This window comes from Streptomyces sp. NBC_01244 (assembly GCF_035987325.1).
GTDB lineage: Bacteria > Actinomycetota > Actinomycetes > Streptomycetales > Streptomycetaceae > Streptomyces.
The window spans coordinates 351,977-368,279 of record NZ_CP108488.1; the positions used below are offsets into that span (position 1 = coordinate 351,977).

At 70.7% G+C, this 16,303-nt stretch carries 17 protein-coding genes and 3 pseudogenes; 10 read left to right on the forward strand and 10 right to left on the reverse strand.

Annotation, left to right across the window (positions count from 1 at the left end; translation table 11 throughout):
• Positions 1-52 precede the first annotated feature (52 nt).
• Positions 53-979 (forward strand): UbiA family prenyltransferase, encoded by a 927-nt coding sequence (locus OG247_RS01465; RefSeq protein WP_327250426.1) that lies wholly within the window; start codon positions 53-55, stop codon positions 977-979.
• 32 nt (positions 980-1,011) lie between these two features.
• Here the strand turns inward: OG247_RS01465 and OG247_RS01470 are convergent, their stop codons facing one another.
• Positions 1,012-1,887: an oxygenase MpaB family protein gene (locus OG247_RS01470; protein WP_327250427.1), complete on the reverse strand. Its 876-nt coding sequence runs from the start codon at positions 1,885-1,887 to the stop codon at positions 1,012-1,014.
• 329 nt (positions 1,888-2,216) lie between these two features.
• Between OG247_RS01470 and OG247_RS01475 the strand changes: the two genes are divergently transcribed.
• A complete protein-coding gene (locus OG247_RS01475; protein ID WP_327250428.1) occupies positions 2,217-2,996 on the forward strand; it encodes an alpha/beta fold hydrolase in 780 nt (259 codons plus the stop codon).
• Here the strand turns inward: OG247_RS01475 and OG247_RS01480 are convergent.
• The 8 genes and pseudogenes from OG247_RS01480 to OG247_RS01515 all read right to left on the reverse strand — a co-directional run bounded on the left by OG247_RS01480 (position 2,927) and on the right by OG247_RS01515 (position 9,300).
• Entirely contained in the window at positions 2,927-3,277 is a 351-nt protein-coding gene (locus tag OG247_RS01480; protein ID WP_327250429.1) for a hypothetical protein, read from the reverse strand. The genes OG247_RS01475 and OG247_RS01480 overlap by 70 nt on opposite strands.
• 197 nt (positions 3,278-3,474) lie before the next feature.
• Positions 3,475-3,717 (reverse strand): protealysin inhibitor emfourin, encoded by a 243-nt coding sequence (locus OG247_RS01485; RefSeq protein ID WP_327250430.1) that lies wholly within the window; start codon positions 3,715-3,717, stop codon positions 3,475-3,477.
• Between the two features lie 155 nt (positions 3,718-3,872).
• Positions 3,873-4,616: pseudogene (locus tag OG247_RS01490) on the reverse strand (phosphatase PAP2 family protein); the annotation flags it as partial.
• A 161-nt stretch (positions 4,617-4,777) separates the two neighbouring features.
• Positions 4,778-5,731 carry a YihY/virulence factor BrkB family protein gene (locus OG247_RS01495; protein ID WP_327250432.1) on the reverse strand — a complete coding sequence of 318 codons (954 nt, stop codon included), beginning with the start codon at positions 5,729-5,731 and terminating at the stop codon, positions 4,778-4,780.
• A gap of 126 nt (positions 5,732-5,857) precedes the next feature.
• Positions 5,858-7,585 carry a diacylglycerol kinase family protein gene (locus OG247_RS01500; RefSeq protein ID WP_327250433.1) on the reverse strand — a complete coding sequence of 576 codons (1,728 nt, stop codon included), beginning with the start codon at positions 7,583-7,585 and terminating at the stop codon, positions 5,858-5,860.
• A gap of 348 nt (positions 7,586-7,933) precedes the next feature.
• A pseudogene (locus tag OG247_RS01505) lies at positions 7,934-8,056 on the reverse strand (transposase); the annotation flags it as partial.
• Between the two features lie 23 nt (positions 8,057-8,079).
• A complete protein-coding gene (locus OG247_RS01510; protein ID WP_327250434.1) occupies positions 8,080-8,553 on the reverse strand; it encodes a YxiG-like protein in 474 nt (157 codons plus the stop codon).
• Between the two features lie 93 nt (positions 8,554-8,646).
• On the reverse strand, positions 8,647-9,300 hold the full coding sequence (locus OG247_RS01515; protein WP_327250435.1) for an HAD family hydrolase: 654 nt from the start codon (positions 9,298-9,300) through the stop codon (positions 8,647-8,649).
• A gap of 211 nt (positions 9,301-9,511) precedes the next feature.
• Between OG247_RS01515 and OG247_RS01520 the strand changes: the two genes are divergently transcribed.
• From OG247_RS01520 to OG247_RS01555, 8 genes and pseudogenes are all read left to right on the forward strand, one after another.
• A complete protein-coding gene (locus tag OG247_RS01520) occupies positions 9,512-10,189 on the forward strand; it encodes a response regulator transcription factor (RefSeq protein WP_327250436.1) in 678 nt (225 codons plus the stop codon).
• Positions 10,182-11,657, forward strand: a complete 1,476-nt coding sequence (locus tag OG247_RS01525) for a sensor histidine kinase (RefSeq protein WP_327250437.1) — start codon at positions 10,182-10,184, stop codon at positions 11,655-11,657. Before OG247_RS01520 ends, OG247_RS01525 begins: the two co-directional genes overlap by 8 nt.
• Positions 11,658-11,987: 330 nt before the next feature.
• Positions 11,988-12,383, forward strand: coding sequence for a hypothetical protein (locus OG247_RS01530; RefSeq protein ID WP_327250438.1), 396 nt, complete (start codon positions 11,988-11,990; stop codon positions 12,381-12,383).
• 381 nt (positions 12,384-12,764) lie between these two features.
• A complete protein-coding gene (locus tag OG247_RS01535; protein ID WP_327250439.1) occupies positions 12,765-14,261 on the forward strand; it encodes an MFS transporter in 1,497 nt (498 codons plus the stop codon).
• 81 nt (positions 14,262-14,342) lie between these two features.
• Positions 14,343-14,996 carry a S1 RNA-binding domain-containing protein gene (locus OG247_RS01540; protein ID WP_327250440.1) on the forward strand — a complete coding sequence of 218 codons (654 nt, stop codon included), beginning with the start codon at positions 14,343-14,345 and terminating at the stop codon, positions 14,994-14,996.
• Positions 14,936-15,061, forward strand: a pseudogene (locus OG247_RS01545) (DUF6193 family natural product biosynthesis protein); the annotation flags it as partial. The gene OG247_RS01540 and the pseudogene OG247_RS01545, both read left to right, overlap by 61 nt.
• 68 nt (positions 15,062-15,129) lie before the next feature.
• On the forward strand, positions 15,130-15,522 hold the full coding sequence (locus tag OG247_RS01550; RefSeq protein WP_327250441.1) for a tetratricopeptide repeat protein: 393 nt from the start codon (positions 15,130-15,132) through the stop codon (positions 15,520-15,522).
• Positions 15,523-15,587: 65 nt separating this feature from the next.
• Entirely contained in the window at positions 15,588-15,785 is a 198-nt protein-coding gene (locus tag OG247_RS01555) for a hypothetical protein (protein ID WP_327250442.1), read from the forward strand.
• A gap of 41 nt (positions 15,786-15,826) precedes the next feature.
• Here the strand turns inward: OG247_RS01555 and OG247_RS01560 are convergent, their stop codons facing one another.
• Positions 15,827-16,267 (reverse strand): VOC family protein, encoded by a 441-nt coding sequence (locus OG247_RS01560; RefSeq protein ID WP_327250443.1) that lies wholly within the window; start codon positions 16,265-16,267, stop codon positions 15,827-15,829.
• Positions 16,268-16,303: the final 36 nt, after the last annotated feature.

The window sequence follows — 16,303 nt, forward strand, 5'->3', positions numbered from 1 at the left end:
AGGCACGCTGAACACAGCCGCCACGGGCGCGCCGGACCCATAGCGTGGTGCGGTGCCCATCATCAGCACCACCGACGAAGGAGCCGCCGCGGCCGCGGGGTCGGCGGGGTCGGCGACGGCCCGGCGCCTCGCCCGCGTGGGCTTCCTGGGGGTCCTGAAGGCCAGTCACCCCGTGCCGGCCGCCGCCGTCACCCTCCTCACGGCGCTGCTGGCCGCCGCCGTCGGGCTCGGACCCGTCGCCGGAACCACAGCGGTGGCCGCGGTCGCCGCGGGCCAACTGTCGATCGGCTGGTGCAACGACCGGCTGGACATGCGGCGCGACGTGGCAGCAGACCGCCTCGACAAGCCGCTCGCCACGGGGGAGGTACGGCCCGGAGCGGTGACCGCGGCCGCCTGTGCGGCCCTGCTCGCCTGCGTCCCGCTGTCGCTGGCCTGCGGCGCCCGGGCCGGCTGGGTCCACATCGGCTGCGTCGCCGCAGCCTGGTCGTACAACCTGTGGCTGAAGCGCACTCCCGCCTCCTGGCTGCCGTACACCGTCGCCTTCGGGCTGCTTCCCGCCGTCCTGACGCTGACCCTGCCCCTGACCTCGCCGTCGGCCGGATGGCCCCCGATGTGGCTCACCGCGGCAGCGGCTCTGCTGGGGACCAGTGCCCACTTCGCCAATGCCCTGCCCGACATCGACGAGGACATCGCGGGCGGTGTGCTGGGGCTCCCTCAGCGACTGGGGCGACGCGTGTCCGTCGCGATGGCCGCGGGTCTCGCCTTCGCCTCCTGCACGGTGGTGACGCTCGGTCCGCCCGGCCCGGTGCCCCTTGCCGGTCGGCTGCTGCTGGGCGTGACGCTGGCCCTGTGCCTGGCGGCACTGGCCGCACCGCCCGCCCTCGCCCGCGGCCGGATGCCCTTCCTGATCATCCTGGCCCTGGCCGGAGCCGACGCCGCACTCCTGGTCCTGGCCGGCGACGCCCTGACCGCCGGCTGACTGCGGTCCCCGGGCGGAGTCCGGGCACCGGCTCAGCGCGGAGTCGGGGGCGGCGGGGCCATCGCCCACCGGATCGTGCGGGTCAGGGCGTGCCCGGACAGGCGTACGCCGGTTGCCCTCGGGCCCGTCGCGGGGCTCAGGCCGAGAATGCCGGGAGCCCACGGTGGGAGCAGGCTGACCGCGTTCGCGGCGAGCAGCGAGTACGGGGCGCGGGCGGCCCAGGGCAGCGGCGGGTCGCGGAGGATGAATCGGGCCGCGTCGAGTGCCTCGGACGTGGCCCGCAGTTCCGGCCGGTACGCCGTCAGCAGGGATGTCAGCGCCTCCCGGTCACGGGGCGGTTCCACCACCCCGAGGGCCGTCGCCACGCGCGCTGTGTCCACGACGTAGGCATCGCAGCCGGCCGCGTCCAGCGGGTGCGCGCCGAAGCGTTGGTGGGCTCGCAGGAAGCTGTCGACCTCGGCCGCGTGCACCCAGCCCAGCAGGTGGGGATCGGCCGCGCGGTACGGCTCGCCCGCCGCGGTTGCACCCCTTACCCGGTCGTGGACTGCCCGAACCCGGTCCACGGCTTCCTGGGCGTCCTGTGCGGTACCGAAGGTGGTGACGGCCAGGAAGGTGCTGGTGCGCTGGAGCCTGCCCCACGGGTCCCCGCGGAAGCCGGAGTGCGCAGCGACGGCTGCCATGGCGAGCGGGTGCAGGGACTGGAGCAGGAGTGCGCTCAGGCCTCCGATGAACATCGAGGCGTCGCCGTGGACCGTACGGATGGGCCTCTCGGGACCGAACCATCGAGGTCCGGGCGTGTTGTGGATCCGGGCACGATTGGCGGGACCCGACGGCCCGGCCACCCGACTGAACAGCGCCGAGCCGAGCCGCGCCCGCAGGTCCGCACCTCCTGCCAGAGGCATCTCCATGCAGCTGTCATACCCGCCACGAGCTCGGCCCATCGCATCGACCGGATATCGAGGGTTGCACTCAGGGAGCCGACGATGGCGGCGATCCAGGTGGCGCGAAGTCCCTTCCAGCCGGCCGAAGACGCTCACGCAGAGGCGCCGCGGCACCATCTGAAGGCAACGCAAGTGCACATAGTGCGGGTCACGTTGAAACCAGCGGTACATGGTCGCTTCCTCGAGCGCGGACGAGCCCTCACGAGCAGCACGACCTTGGCCTACTCGGCGTACTCCAGCCGACCGATCCGGTCGGGTTTCCATTGTCACGTCGCCGACACGGTTAGCCTGCGCGGATGGAGATCCATGGGGGAAGAGCAGAGGTCCACTACGTGGAGCACGGAACCGGTCGACCGGTGCTGATGCTCCACGGGGCCGGCGTCGACCACCGCGAGGCCGAGGCCTGCTTCGAGCCGGCGTTTCACGGCGTGGCGGGGCTCCGGCGGATCTATCCGGATCTCCCCGGCATGGGCCGGACCATCGCTCCCGCATCGCTGCGCAGCGCCGACGACGTCCTCGACACTCTGCTCGCCTTCGCGGAAGCCGTCACCAGCGAGACTCCATTCCTCCTCATCGGTCACTCGGCAGGCGCGTACTTCGCGCAGGCGATGGCCGCGAGGCGCCCGGCGCAGGTCGCCGGTCTGGCGCTCGTATGTCCGTTGCTGCCGGGACTGCGCGACGTGCCGGAACACCGCGTCGCAACCGGATCGGGTGAGATCGGCGACGACGTCTTCCGGAACTACTTCGTGATCCAGACCCCGGAGATGCTCGACCGGTACGAGCGCTACGTCGCCCCGGCCGCGGCGCTCGTCGACGAGGCGGCGCTCGAACGAATCGGCGAACGGTGGGCGCTGACGCCCATCCACGCACGGGCTTACGAGGGTCCGACCCTGGTCGTCGCGGGGCGGCTGGACTCCACGGTCGGATATGCCACCGCCGCTGACCTGATCCACCACTACCCACACGCCACGCTCGCCGTGGTCGACGACGCTGGACACGCCCTTCCTCACGAGAAGCCCGAACTCCTGCGCGCCCTCCTCCTCGAGTGGCTCGCGCGCGTGGAGGATTCGAGCTGACCTAGCCAGGCACTGCCCGCTGCTTTCGATGGGCCCGGCTCGGGGAGCCGTTCTCCAACCCGGTCTGCTTCGTCGAGTACCGGGTCCGGTGTCTTGTCCTTCACGAAATTCGCGGTCTGCTCCGTCATCACGGACGCCTTCTCCAAGGCTTGTGCCGTCAGGTCCTGGGCCTGAGCCTTGACGTCGGCTGCCACGTCCATGGCCTGCGCCTCGATATCGGCGGCCTTCTCCTCGACGGCGTCTTCGGGCCTGGTGTGCTGCGAGGCCTGCTCGAGGTTCACGATCCTGGCACCGCAGGGATGAACCCCCGGCACCGGGGGCGGCGTGCTCGTGCAACGGCGACGGCTGGGTAGCCGAGCCGCATGACGTCGTCTTCACCCATCTGTGAGAGGAAGCGGAGAGGCGGCCGAGGCCGCGCGCCCGGTCGGCGAAACAGGGCGTCCCGGAGCGCGGACCTTCTTCGGGACCGTGGAGCGGGTCAGGCCCCTTCGCCGAGGACCGCACGGATCAGTTCCCGCTGGTCTCCGGTCAGGCTCGCCTCGTCGAGGTCGACCGCTTGGCCGTCGATCGTGATCCGGTAGTGGAAGCCGTCCGCGACCGGCCGCACGGCGCGTCGCGCGAGACCCTCCCATTCCGCGGCGTCCCGCCGGGCAGAGGTGTCGATCTTCCGCATCTTGTCCACGCCGGTGAAACCCCCGGAGCGACTGACAGTGATCAGCATGGCCGTTCTCCTTCGGATGTCGAAGCTGTCGGTGGATTCGCCTGCCCCCGATCGGGCGCCGCTCCCCCGCCGGGCCCGCGCCGCGGGGCCAACGGCTCGAACTCGTCGGTGCCTGGCCGACAGTCGGCAGGTGGGGCGGGGGCCTGCGGGTCGGCCGGGGGCGCTTCGGGTTCGGGTGCGGTGAGTTCCGGCTCCAGGCCCTCGGCCACCGCCGTGCGGCGCCGTCCGGTGTCGGACCGCCAGGCCTCGAAGGCCAGCGCCGTCGCGGTGACCACCCCGAGGCCCAGCAGCCAGCCGCCCACGACGTCGCTGACCCAGTGGACCCCGAGCGCGACGCGTGTGTAGCCGACGCCCACCACGGTGACCAGGGCGAGGGCCCAGGCCAGGGGACGCCAGGCCCGCGGAATCACCGGCAGCAGGGCCAGCAGCAGGACGGCGCACGAGGTGGTCGCCGTCATCGCGTGGCCGGAGGGGAAGGAGAAGCCGGGCGCGTGGGCGACGGGGTCCGGCAGGTGCGGCCGGGCCCGCTCCACCGCGATCTTGACCAGGAGCCCGATCAGACCCCCCGCGACCGTCGTGACGCCGGCCCAGGCCGCCAGTCGCCAGGCGCGCCGGCTCACGAGCCAGGCCACGAGCGCGACGACAAGCAGGCGCATGGTGACCGGGTCCCAGACCCGCTCCGACAACACGTGCAGGAGGCCCACCCTGTCCGGGTGGGCGAGCGCGGCGGCGTGGAGGCGTTCGGCCGTGCCCTGGTCCAGGCGGTGCAGTGGCGCCCACTGGGACTCCACCAGTACCAGGGCGAGGGCGAACGGTACGGCCGCGACGGCGGTCGCGACCGCGGCGAGCACGAGTCTCGCGCCGAAGGTGGCGTCGGGTCCGGCGTGCCGCGCGAGCAGGCTCCGTAGCGGACCTCCCGGATGACGCGGTCCGTGCGGATCCCTGGGGCCTCGCGGATGTCGCTGAACGCGTCGAGCGCCTTCCGTGCGCCGTGCCATGGTGGCGGCTCCCTCTTGTGTGCGTGCGGTGGCGGGCCTCCGGCCGCCGGTGGCCGGGGCGGTCAGACCCCGGGGTCGTTCATGACCGGCTCCCTCACCCCCGCCCGTACGGCTTCCAGCTGGGCGGCGAAGGAGAGGCCGAGGAAGAGCGCCATCGAGGTGAGGTAGGACCAGAGCAGCAGGGACACGATGGCGCTCAAGGGCCCGTAGACGCTGGTGAAGGAGCTGCTCTCGCCGATGTAGAGGCTGAGCCCCCAGGTCGCGAGGTTCCACAGCACCAGGTGGACGACGGCCCCGAAGGCCAGCCAGGTGTAGCCGGGTTGGCGCCGGCGCGGGGAGAGGCGGAAGATCGCGCTGGTGGCGAGGACGGCGAGCAGGATGCCGAGGGGCCAGCGTAGGAGTTCCCAGGCCCGCACGGTGTCGGGAGAGAGCCGGTACACCTCGGCCATCGCACGGGTCAGGTGGGCGCCCAGCACGGTGAGGATGAAGCTGAGGCCCAGCGGGAGTCCCGCGAGGGCCGCCATCGCCAGGCCCCGGCCGTACTTGGCGAGGAAGGGCCGGTCCCGCTCGTTGCCGTATATGCGGTTGGCGCCCCGTTCGACCTGGCAGAGGGCGGTGGTGACGTTGGCCAGGGAGAACAGCAGACCCAGCCACAGCGCGGCCTGGCCGCCGTCGCCGGCGTGGCGTCTGCTCTCGCTGAGCGCGTCGTCGACGACGGCCTGTCCCGGGCCGCTGGTGAGCCCGCGGATGGTGAGCTCGGCGACCCGACCCACGTCCTCGGTGTGCAGCACCACGGACAGGCCGACGGCGGCGATGGCCAGCGGGACTATCGACAGGACGGTCTGCAGGGCGAGCGCGCGGGCGTGGCTGAAGCCGTCGGCGTAGCGGAAGCGCACGAAGGAGTCGCGCGCCAGGCTCCAGCCTCCGTAGCGGCGCAGTGCGGTCCACGCCTCGTCGGCGGAGAGCTCCTCGCCGCTCACGTTGTGGCGTTGCGGTACCCGTCTCGCGGTGCCCATCGTGTTCCTGCCTTCTGGTGGCGTCTCGTCTCGTGGAACCTGCGCGACGCGCGAAGCCCGCGGACCCTCGGGGCTTGCGGTCGGCCTGTGTCGCCGATGCCGCCGCAGGGCGTACCCCGCCGGGCCTCAGGACGGGGTACCGGGGGCCGCCGCCGGAAGCTGCTCGGCGGGTGGGGCCTGCGGCACCCCGGGCGCGCGGGGCAGGTACACCCGCAGGGCTCCCGGTTCGATCTCGGCGGTGAGGCGGACACCATCGCTCACGGCATCACCGTCGAGCTCGCGCGGCTGCGGTACGGCGCAGCGGACGTCGATCCGTGTGGCACTGAAGTACTCCAGCGCTCCCCCGGCCTCGCTGCGCCCGTCGGGGGCGGCCGGGCCGGCGGCTGCCGGCGGATGTCGGCGCAGCAGGCGGGCCGCGAGGTGCCCGGCGGCGGTGAGCCATCCGGCGGGGCCGCGCGGGTCGAAGAGCACCACTTCCAGGCGTCCGCTGTCCGGCCGCGCCGCCGGCAGGAGCGGCAGTCCGCCCTGCAGGGTGCCGACGTTCCCGATGACGACCATGCGGGCCCGGCGCCGCAGCCGGCGGCCCCCGTCGACGCGGACCGTGAGGCGCACGCCGGGATCGCGCAGGTGCCGCAGAGCCGACAGGACGTACGCGGCCCAGCCCATCCGTGACTTGAGCCGCGGGGAGGCGTCCCGGACCATCGCGGCGTCGAACCCGGCGCCTGCCATGACGGTGAACCGCGTCGGCTCGAGCCCGTCGCCGCGGACCCGGCCGACGTCGATGCCGAAGCTCTCGCCGGACAGGGACTCGGCCAGGGCGGCAGCCGGATCCATCGGGAGGCCGAGGTTGCGGGCGAGCAGGTTTCCGGTGCCGCAGGGTGCGACGGCCAGCGGGATCCGGGTGCCCGCCAGGATCTCGGCGCAGGCGCGCAGGGTGCCGTCGCCTGCGCAGACCACCACGAGGGCGGGGCGGATGGTGCGGAGCTCCTCCGCCAGGGTGCCGCAGGGGAGTTCGGCGGAAGTCAGGATCCACCGCAGGTCCCGGTGGCCGTGCTCGCGCAGGACGGCGGCCAGCCGGTCTGCGAGCTCGTCCGGGCAGCCGTACGGGTGGCGCACGGCAAGGACCGGACCACCGGTGCCGCGCGGGGCGGGCACCTCCCGGTCGGATCGCTCCGCTCCGTCGGTCCCCGCGGCGGGATGTCGCCCGTACAGCAGCGCGAACCCGGTGATCAGCAGGGTCAAGGTGCCGTTGAGCAGGCCGCCCGCCACATCGCTGGGGTAGTGCATGCCGCGGTACATCCGCGACAGTCCGACGGCCGGCGGGATCAGCAGCAGGATGCCCGTCACCGCGTGGCGCCACGGGCCCCGCATGCGCAGCGCGGCGATGACGGCCAATCCCCCGTAGAGCGCGAGGGAAGCGCCGACGTGCCCGGAGGGGAAGCTCGACGTGGGCGGCGCGGCGTCCTCGTGGGGAACCGCGGGCCGCGGGCGGTCCACGAAGGCCGTCACCGACACGAACACCGCCGACTGCGCGGCCACCGAGACGCCGAGGAACAGTGCCTCGGTACGCAGTGCGGCGCGGGGAAGGACGAGCAGGGCAACGATGGAGACCAGGGTCACGCCGATGACGGCCTGAGTGCCGGCGAGTACGGAGAACAACTCCGTGACTCCGGACGTGGCCGGGTCCCTGCCCTCCACCAGGTCCCTGCCGATCGAGGCCTCCGCCGAAAGCGGCCAGTGCCCGGCCGCCGGCCCGGTGACCAGCCGTCCCAGCCCGACCATCAGGGCCGCCTGCACGGGAAGGAGCAGAAGCGGTCCGACACCGCGCACGGAGGAACTGCGGCTTCGTCTCATGGATGCCTTCTGGCCCGCACCGACCGAATGATGCGCGGTCCTTGACTGCCGCCCCCACTCCGGAGCGGGCGATGGCTACCCCGTGCTGTCGTCCTCAGACGCTTTGCGCGCCCCCGAGGCCGGCCGGGGTGTCCGGCTGCTCCAGCAGGAACGCGCGTACCTGCCGCTCGACGGCGGTCTCGGCCGCCTCGCCGCCGAGTTGCGCGCGGGCCCGCCCGCCCGAGGGTGTAGGCGACGTGGACGAGCAGGATCCCGATGAGGATGGAGGCGCAGGCCTCGTACTCGATCTTCCCGGCCGCCATGTGCAGGCGATGCCGACGCGCCAGAAGTGTGCCGGCGCAGCCGGTGCCGTTCGTGGACGGTCTTCCACGGCCCGAACCGTTCGGGCAGGTCACGCCACTGAACGCCCGTCCGCACCCGGTGCGGAATCCCATCGGTCACCTGCCGGTGATCCCGCCACCGGCCACCACGCCTGTTGGGAACCCTGACCCCTACTACTCCGTGACGAAGGGCGTGTACCCGACCGGGACCTCGCTCGCCTGAAGGTCAGAGAAGACCAGGGTCAGGTTGTGTGCGTTGGTCTCAATGCGTACCTCATGGAAGTCGATCCCGACGGCCTTCGCCCAGCGGCGGGTCGCCTCGGACTCAGGGAGAAGCTTGGCTCCCGGGTACAGGTCATGCCACTTCACGCCCCAGACGTATCCATCAAGGTCGACACCGGTTTCGCGGTCGATGAGCCGGTCGTCCAAAGAGACTCGCCAGGTCGCAGCCGACACTGACGTCTCACAACGGGCCTCAACGCAGTACCGGAAGAGATACCGCAGGTGGGACGGCGTGATGCCGGTACGGGGAGCAGCCGTCGCATAGACGATGACCTCGTAGTCGCGCATGTAGTTGGTGTATCCGTGATGGACGACAGCCTGATCGAAGGTCTCGTCCAGCATCTGTTCAAGTACGGCGGTGTCCATGCCCCCTTGTACCTCACCCGAAGAGACCTTCGACAACGAGATGCACAGGTGTCGAGATTCTGTGGATGATGGCGCTGAGTGGCCAGGTGGTGATCACTGATCCGCGAGGAGGCCGGGCAGTCTGCGCATGTCGTCGAAGACGACGGTGCCAGGGCCTTCGAGTCGGTCCGCGGGAATCATCCCCCCGGCGTAGGCGAATGCTCGCATGCCTGCGGCTCGGGCTGCTTGAAGACCGTATGGGCTGTCCTCGACCACGGCGCATGCCTCAGGCGCGATGCCCATCCGTCGCGCGGCGTGGAGGAACAGATCTGGGGCCGGTTTGCCGTGCTTGACCTCGGTGGCGCTGAAGATGCGGCCTTCGAAGCGTGGGTAGAGACCGGTGATCCCCAGTGTGAAACGCATCTTGTCGTGGCTCCCGCTGGATGCCACGCAGGTGGGGAGACGCGTGAGCGCATCGAGGGCGTCGACGATGCCCTGGACGGGGGTGAGCTCGGCGGCGAGCGCATCGCGGTAGAGGGGCTTGAACTCCTCCTCCCAGTCGGCCGGCAGGCTGTGCCCGAGGTGGTCCTCTATCTGCTGCGTCATCGACTGGCTCGAGCGCCCCATGAATCGGTCGACGATCTCGGCTTCGGTGAGGCTCCATCCCAGCTTGGCCAGGACGAGTGCATCCACGCGCACCGCGATGCGTTCGCTGTCGACCAGCACGCCGTCGCAGTCGAATATGACGAGTTCAATGGGATGGATCATCCCCACAGGATAGGTGGGCTGTCCCGTCACGCGGCAGCAGTGATCTCGGGGCGTTCGACAAGGTGTCCGCGTTCGAAGCGGGCGCCGGCTCGGACCGGGCACGAAGTCACCCGGCCAGCGGAGAATCTGCCCCTTGACCTGCTGAAAGGAGTCTGAAGCTCCCTGAAGATCATTTCAGGGAGGTCGTCGCGTCCCGTGGATACTGGCGATCATGAGAGTGCTGGTGGTTGAAGACGAGGAGCGGCTGGCCGCGTCCCTCAAGCGCGGCCTGGAGGCCGCCGGGTACGCGGTGGACGTCGCCCACGACGGCAGGACCGGCCTGTCGATGGCGGGAAGTCATGCGTACAGCGCGGTCATCCTCGACATCATGCTGCCCGGCCTCAACGGCTACCGGGTCTGCGCCCGCCTGCGCACCGACGGCGTCGACACCCCGATCCTGATGCTCACCGCCAAGAACGGTGAGTACGACGAGGCCGAGGCGCTGGATACCGGCGCGGACGACTACCTGGCCAAGCCCTTCTCCTACGTCGTCCTGGAAGCGCGGCTCCGTGCCCTGCTACGCCGCGCCGGGCCGCGGGTGCGTACCCGGCTGCGCCTGGGCGACCTGTGGCTCGATCCCGCCGCGCGGACCTGCGGACGCGCCGAACACCGGATCACTCTCACTGCCAAGGAGTTCGCGGTGCTGGAATGCCTGGCCCGCCGGGCGGGCGAGGTCGTTCCCAAGCTCGACATCGTGGACGAGGTGTGGGACGTGTCGTTCGACGGGGACATCAACATCGTCGAGGTCTACGTCAGTTCCCTGAGGCGCAAGATCGACGCGCCCTTCCAGCGCGCAGCGATCGAGACGGTGCGCGGCGGCGGCTACCGGCTGGCGGCCGACGGTGGGTGACATCCGCGCGGGCCGGGACCGCCTCGCCGCCATAGCGGGCCTCAGCACCTTTGCCGTGCTCGGCGCGGGCCTCGCGGCCTCCCTGATGATCAGCTCCATGCTGCCGGCGCCGATAGGTGCGGGCTCCGGTCTCCTCGGCCGCGTTCTCGCGCTCATCGAAGAGGCAGCGGCGCCCGCTGCGCTGCTGGCCGCCTCCCTGGTGGCCACCGCTGTATGGAGGCTGGGTGGGAGCGCGCGCAGCCGGAGCGCGGTGACGGCCGCTGCCGCGACCGCACTGTTGGTGACCTTCGCCAATGCGCGCTGGATGCCCACCGTCGTCATGTCCAGCACCGGTCAGACGTCCTCCTATCTGCGGTGGCTGGTCCTGAGCGTCACCGTCGCGGTCCCCGGGCTGCTCGTCGCCGCCACCACCTGGGCGACCGCGCCGCCACGGCAGGAAGGCGCACCGGCCGCGGACCGGGACCGCACGCGCACGCCCCGCATCCTGCTCCCGTTCTCCGCAGCAACGGCTCTGGTGGCCACGGGCGCTTGGTTCAGCGCCCTGAGCAGCGGGTCCCACGAATCCACGCGCGCGCTCACCAACTGGCTGTTCGCCATCGGCGGCGGACTCGCCGTCGGCGCCACCGCCTGGGCCGCGACCCGCATCGTTCTGGGCCCGGTCGAGACCCTCAACCGCGAACTGCAGGAGATCACCACCAGCCGCGCCTTCGACCAGCGCATCACGGTCTCCGAGATCGGCACGCTGGTCCCCTGGCTGGCCCGCACCATCAACGTCAACCTCGACCGCGTCTTCGCCGGCGTCACCCGCCAGAAGCTCTTCATCGCCGACGCCTCCCACGAACTGCGCAGCCCCATCGCCAACCTCCGCACCTCCCTCGAAGCATCCCTCGCCCATCCTGAGAAAGTGGACTGGCCGGAGACCGTTCGGGGCGCGCTCACCGACATCGGGCGGCTCCAGCGCCTCACCGACGACCTGCTCCTCCTCGCCCGGCTCGACGACACCGCCCCACCGGCCGGCAGCCCCGTCGACCTCGCCGCGCTCGCCCACGACCTGGTCGAGGAGTTCCGCCACCTCCGCATCCACAAGACACTTCAATTCACGTTCCACTCCGACGACCCGGTCGTCGTTGACGGCAGCGCCGTGCAATTGGAGCGGCTGCTGCGCAATCTCCTCGACAACGCCGCACGGCACGCCCGCACGGTCACGGACATCACCGTCACCGCCGGCTCCGACGGCCGGGCCCGGGTGGAGATACGCGACGACGGCCCCGGCATCCCGACCGCCGACCGCGAACGGATCTTCGAACGCTTCACCCGCCTCGACAGCGCCCGCGCCCGCAACACCGGCGGATCCGGGCTGGGCCTGGCCATCGGCCGCGAGATCGCAGCCCGCCACGGCGGCACCCTGCACGCGGCTCCCAACCCGTCAGGAGCCCTCCTCATCGTCGATCTCCCCCACCGACCGTGACTTCGAGCTGCTTGACCAGGCAGCACATCCGCGCCCCCGCGGGCTTCGGGTTGGGTCGGCGCCCTGCGCGGACACGCCGAGCCCGTGCGAGCTCGCCGGTCTGCCGCGTCATGCGGACGCGCCACGCTGGGGCTCGACGAGGCGACTTGGAAAGCGCATCTGCGCCGCGCCTGCCTCAGAGCGAGACTCGTACGGCCCCAAGGCGCCTGGCAGGTACAAAGTCCTGGACGGCGCCTGCCGGAGTGAGTCAGCCTGGATGCCGTGGACGGAGTCAGTGTGGGAACGGTACTTGCCTTGGTCGGTGTCCTTCTGGGAACCATGGGCACACTCGTGGGACAGCACCTGGCAACGCGCGTTGAGATACGACGCGACCTGCAACGCCGAGTGGAGACCGAGCGGGCGGAACGCAAGGAGGTCATCCTCATATTCCTGGCCGCCGCGCAGAAAGTCGAACTGGTGCTGGACCGAAGGAGCTTAGGTCTGCCAGCGGTGGATGAGCCCGAAGATCAGATCCTTCACGCGTTGTGGCTCGCAGAAAAGGCTGTTGAACTGGTCTGCTTGCAGGAGGTCGCTCAAGCCGCGCGTCGCTACACCGAGGCACTCCACCAGATCGTCCGCGACGTGGCGGGACACGGCCAGGCGCCCACGAAGCGCGAGTGCCGCCTTGCCTTCGTGGAGGCGGCCAGGAGCGGGCTCGGCAGCGACCGCCCGCAATTGCGGCGATGACACATTCGGGGCAATACCGCTGCCTCCTGCTGGTCTCCTCACCCTCACGGAAATGCGACCTCGCCCGCGCCTTCGCCGAGCTCCTCCGCCACCGACTGGCAGATGTCCGGCAGAGCCTCATTCGCTCTCTTCAGAGCCCGCTTCCTCCTGCAGTCGCAGGCATCACGGAAGCACGATCGGGGCCACGGCGAGGTCGAGGCCGTCGGTCGTCCCGGTCTGCGGCTCCGCTGATCCCGGGTTCCGGGTTCCGGGTTCCGGGTTCCGGGTTCCGGGTTCCGGAACGATGTGATCCACATCGCATTCGGCCGTCCGGACCGTTTGCGAGCACGATGATCGCGCAGACGGGATTGCTGGAACACCCACCGAGGAAAGGACAGGCCCATGGTGGCCCCCAATCCCCCGCAGGTGGCCGATCCCGAAGCGGTGAAGCGCCATCCCATCCTCTTCCGTGTCATCAGGCAGCGCAGGAATCCCAGACTCCGCAGGACGGACATCACCGTCACGGACGAGGCGACGGTCATGCGTGCCGTCAAGGCGGCCTCCCTCGGCAATGCCATGGAGTGGTTCGACTTCGGCATCTACTCCTACCTGGCCGTCACCCTCGGACACGTCTTCTTCCCGACCGGGAACGACACCACCCAGCTGCTGTCTTCGTTCGCCACCTTCGCCGTGGCCTTCCTTGTGCGGCCGCTGGGCGGGATGTTCTTCGGCCCCATGGGCGACCGCCTCGGCCGCAAGCGGGTCCTGGCACTCACCATGATCATGATGGCGGTGGGCACGTTCGCGATCGGGCTCATCCCCTCGCACGACGCGATCGGCCTGTGGGCACCCGCCCTGCTGATCCTCTTCCGCATGATCCAGGGCTTCTCGACCGGCGGTGAGTACGGCGGCGCCTCCACCTTCATCGCCGAGTACGCGCCCGACAAGCGCCGCGGGTTCTTCGGCAGCTTCCTGGAGTTCGGCACCCTGGCCGGGTACGTCGGCGCGGCCGGCCTCGTGACCACGCTCTACGCCGTGCTCGACGACGGCCAGATGGAGACCTGGGGCTGGCGCATCCCCTTCCTCGTCGCCGGGCCGCTGGGCCTGGTCGGCCTCTATCTGCGGCTGCGCCTGGACGAGACCCCTGCCTTCCGGAAGCTGGAGGGCGGCAAGGCGCTCGCCTCGGAGGCCGCGGACGCCGTGGAGACCACCACCAAGGGCGACCTCGCGACGATCTTCCGCGACTACTGGCCGACGCTGGTCCTGTGCGTCTGCCTGGTCGGCGCGTACAACATCAACGTCTACCTGGTGCTGTCGTACCTGCCGACCTACCTGTCCGACGAGCTGGGCTACAGCGAGACGCACGGCCTGCTCGTCCTGCTGGGCATGATGATCTTCCTGATGCTGGTGATCAGCCGGGTCGGCAAACTCTCCGACCGCTTCGGCCGCAAACCGGTGCTGATGACGGGCATGGCGGGGTTCTTCCTGCTCTCTCTGCCCGCGTTCCTCCTGATCCGCCAGGGCAGTGTCATCGCGGTCGGGCTGGGGATGCTCGCGCTGGGGCTGTCGCTCGTCTGCATGCTCGCGACGATGTCCGCCGCGCTGCCCGCCCTGTTCCCGACGCAGGTCCGGTACGGCTCCCTGTCGGTCGGCTACAACCTGTCGACCTCGCTCTTCGGCGGGACGACCCCGCTTGTGGTCACCGCCCTGATCAGCTGGAGCGGCTCGAACCTGATGCCCGCCTACTACTCGATGGGGGCGGCGCTGGTCGGCATCATCGCCGTGGCCTGCATGAAGGAGACCGCGCGCAAACCGCTCGACGGTTCCCCGCCCGCCGTCGAGACGCAGGAGGAGGCCGCGGAGCTGTGCGCGGCCCAGTCCCCGGACCCGAAGTTCTGAGCCGCGTGCGGCCCGGAAGGCCGACCCCGACCAGGCTCACGCCCATGTCCGAGCCAGCCCCTGACCCTCGCATTGCAGTCCTTGGTCGACCACCTCCGGCCGGGGGCCGTGCGAACGGTCAAGGTCACCGGATTCGACGGGGCGGACGTCCTGGTGCAGGTCGTAGATGCCGAGGGGGAAGAAGTCGAGGGGGAAGAAGCCGAGATCGCTCGGATTCCTCGGCATGAGGCGTCGATGCGCCGGATGGAGCATCCATCCGAGCTGTTCGAGGTCGGCCAGGAGATCAGCGCCGAGGAGATCGGGCGTTGGCGCGAAGGTCAGCTTCACCTCTCCGCCAGGGCGTGCGAAGTCCCGGCCCTGCGATCCTTCCTGCTCTCGATTGAACGGGGGCAGGTCGTGGCCGGGACAGTCTCCGAGGTTCACAACTTCGGGGTCTTCGTTCACGTCGACGGCGAACCGGACGGCCTCTGTACCGGCTTCATTCGGGTGCCGGACCTCACGTGGGGCTGGATCAACCACCCCTCCGAGGCAGTCGAAGCCGGCCAGCGGATCACCGCTGAAGTGATCATCTCCGAGACGCGCTCCGGACAGGTCACGCTCTCGTTAGCGGATGGCTGCCTCGGCGCCGTCACCGTTACGGCCTCAGGCTCCGCTCCGCATCCGAGTGGCAGGTCCTGCACCAGGAGGCGGACACACTCGAGTCCGCCTCCTGGAAGGAGGCGTGCCGGGCTTTGATCGAGGCGGCCCACGCGGAGTCGGCATTGCGTGCCCTCTACCCGTTCACGAGCCACTGGGTTTTGCGGTTCCCGACCACCACCCGCCCGAGCCTGACCATCGTCGTTCGCGCGGCCGAAGCGAAGCAGGTCAGATGGCCACCCCTTTGGCCCGAGCCGAGGCCTCCTATCTGGCGGGGCGCTATGCCGAGGCCGAGGCGGAGGCACGCTCCGTGGCCGCGGCCCGGGCCCGGCCGCGCAACGACATGTACGCACCGCTGGCCCTGGGCATCGCGGCGCTCGCGGCGGGCGCCCAGGGCCGCCATGCCGAGGCCGTCACCACATACGACGCACTGCTGCCGGTCTTCGGCAAGACCTTCGGCGCAGGACACCCGCAGACCCTGAAACTGCGCTCGGACCGCGCCCAGGTGCTGACCGCGCTCGGCCGCTACCCGGAGGCAGAGGCACTGGCGCGCCAGGCACTCGCCGTCCATCGAGTACCGGACCGGTTCACCTGGTCCTGCGTCTCGGGCTGGCCCGCAGCCTGAGTAGCCAAGACCGCTACGAGGACGCTCTCGCCGAAGCGGAGCGCGCCGACGAACTGCGCCGCAGCTTGTCCCAGCAACAGAACCGCGCGGAAACCGGCGCCGTTGAACTGGCCGCGGCCACCGCCCTCCTGGGCTTGGGCCGTGACACCGAGGCCCGCCAGCTCGCGGCGACGGCGCACGACGCCTGCCTGGCCGCTTTCGGCCCGGATCACCGCCGCACCACCGAGGCTCGGGCCCTGCTCGACCGCATCAACGCCGGTTGAGCACGCGCGCAGCCCTGCTCGGTGCACACCGCCCCTCGTGCTCAGCGCAGTTGCTCGGCCAGTCCGACGATGATGCCCGCCGGGCCGCGGAGGTAGCAGAGCAGATAGCTGTCCTCGAACCGGGCGATCTCGCCGACAAGTTCGGCGCCGTGCGGGTGCAGGCGGGCCACGGTGTCCTCAAGGTCGTCGACGGCGAACATGACGCGGTGCGTGCCCAGGATGTTGTGCGGTCGGTCGCGCGGCCCGGCGCTGATGGCCGCAGGGCTGCGGTACTTCGCCAGTTCGAGCCGGCTGTGACGGTCGGGGGTGCTGAGCATCGCGATGTCACAATGGACGCCGTCGAGGCCGGTGCACTGGTCGGCGACAAGGCCCGCGACCTCCGCTTTGCCCTCCAGCTCCATACCGAGTTCCACGAAGAACGCGATGGCGGCGTCCATGTCCTCGACGACGATGCCGACGTTGTCCATCCGCTGAATCGCCATGGCGGCTTCTCCTTCGTTCTCGCGCGGCGGGTGGTG

Excerpts from the sequence above, each read along its gene's own strand:
- OG247_RS01510 (WP_327250434.1), bottom strand. The coding sequence starts at position 8,553 with ATGGACACCGCCGTACTTGAACAGATGCTGGACGAGACCTTCGATCAG.
- OG247_RS01470 (WP_327250427.1), bottom strand. The coding sequence starts at position 1,887 with ATGGAGATGCCTCTGGCAGGAGGTGCGGACCTGCGGGCGCGGCTCGGC.
- OG247_RS01515 (WP_327250435.1), bottom strand. The coding sequence starts at position 9,300 with ATGATCCATCCCATTGAACTCGTCATATTCGACTGCGACGGCGTGCTG.
- OG247_RS01485 (WP_327250430.1), bottom strand. The coding sequence starts at position 3,717 with ATGCTGATCACTGTCAGTCGCTCCGGGGGTTTCACCGGCGTGGACAAG.
- OG247_RS01495 (WP_327250432.1), bottom strand. The coding sequence starts at position 5,731 with ATGGGCACCGCGAGACGGGTACCGCAACGCCACAACGTGAGCGGCGAG.
- OG247_RS01550 (WP_327250441.1), top strand. The coding sequence starts at position 15,130 with ATGGCCACCCCTTTGGCCCGAGCCGAGGCCTCCTATCTGGCGGGGCGC.
- OG247_RS01475 (WP_327250428.1), top strand. The coding sequence starts at position 2,217 with ATGGAGATCCATGGGGGAAGAGCAGAGGTCCACTACGTGGAGCACGGA.
- OG247_RS01500 (WP_327250433.1), bottom strand. The coding sequence starts at position 7,585 with ATGAGACGAAGCCGCAGTTCCTCCGTGCGCGGTGTCGGACCGCTTCTG.
- OG247_RS01535 (WP_327250439.1), top strand. The coding sequence starts at position 12,765 with ATGGTGGCCCCCAATCCCCCGCAGGTGGCCGATCCCGAAGCGGTGAAG.
- OG247_RS01520 (WP_327250436.1), top strand. The coding sequence starts at position 9,512 with ATGAGAGTGCTGGTGGTTGAAGACGAGGAGCGGCTGGCCGCGTCCCTC.
- OG247_RS01560 (WP_327250443.1), bottom strand. The coding sequence starts at position 16,267 with ATGGCGATTCAGCGGATGGACAACGTCGGCATCGTCGTCGAGGACATG.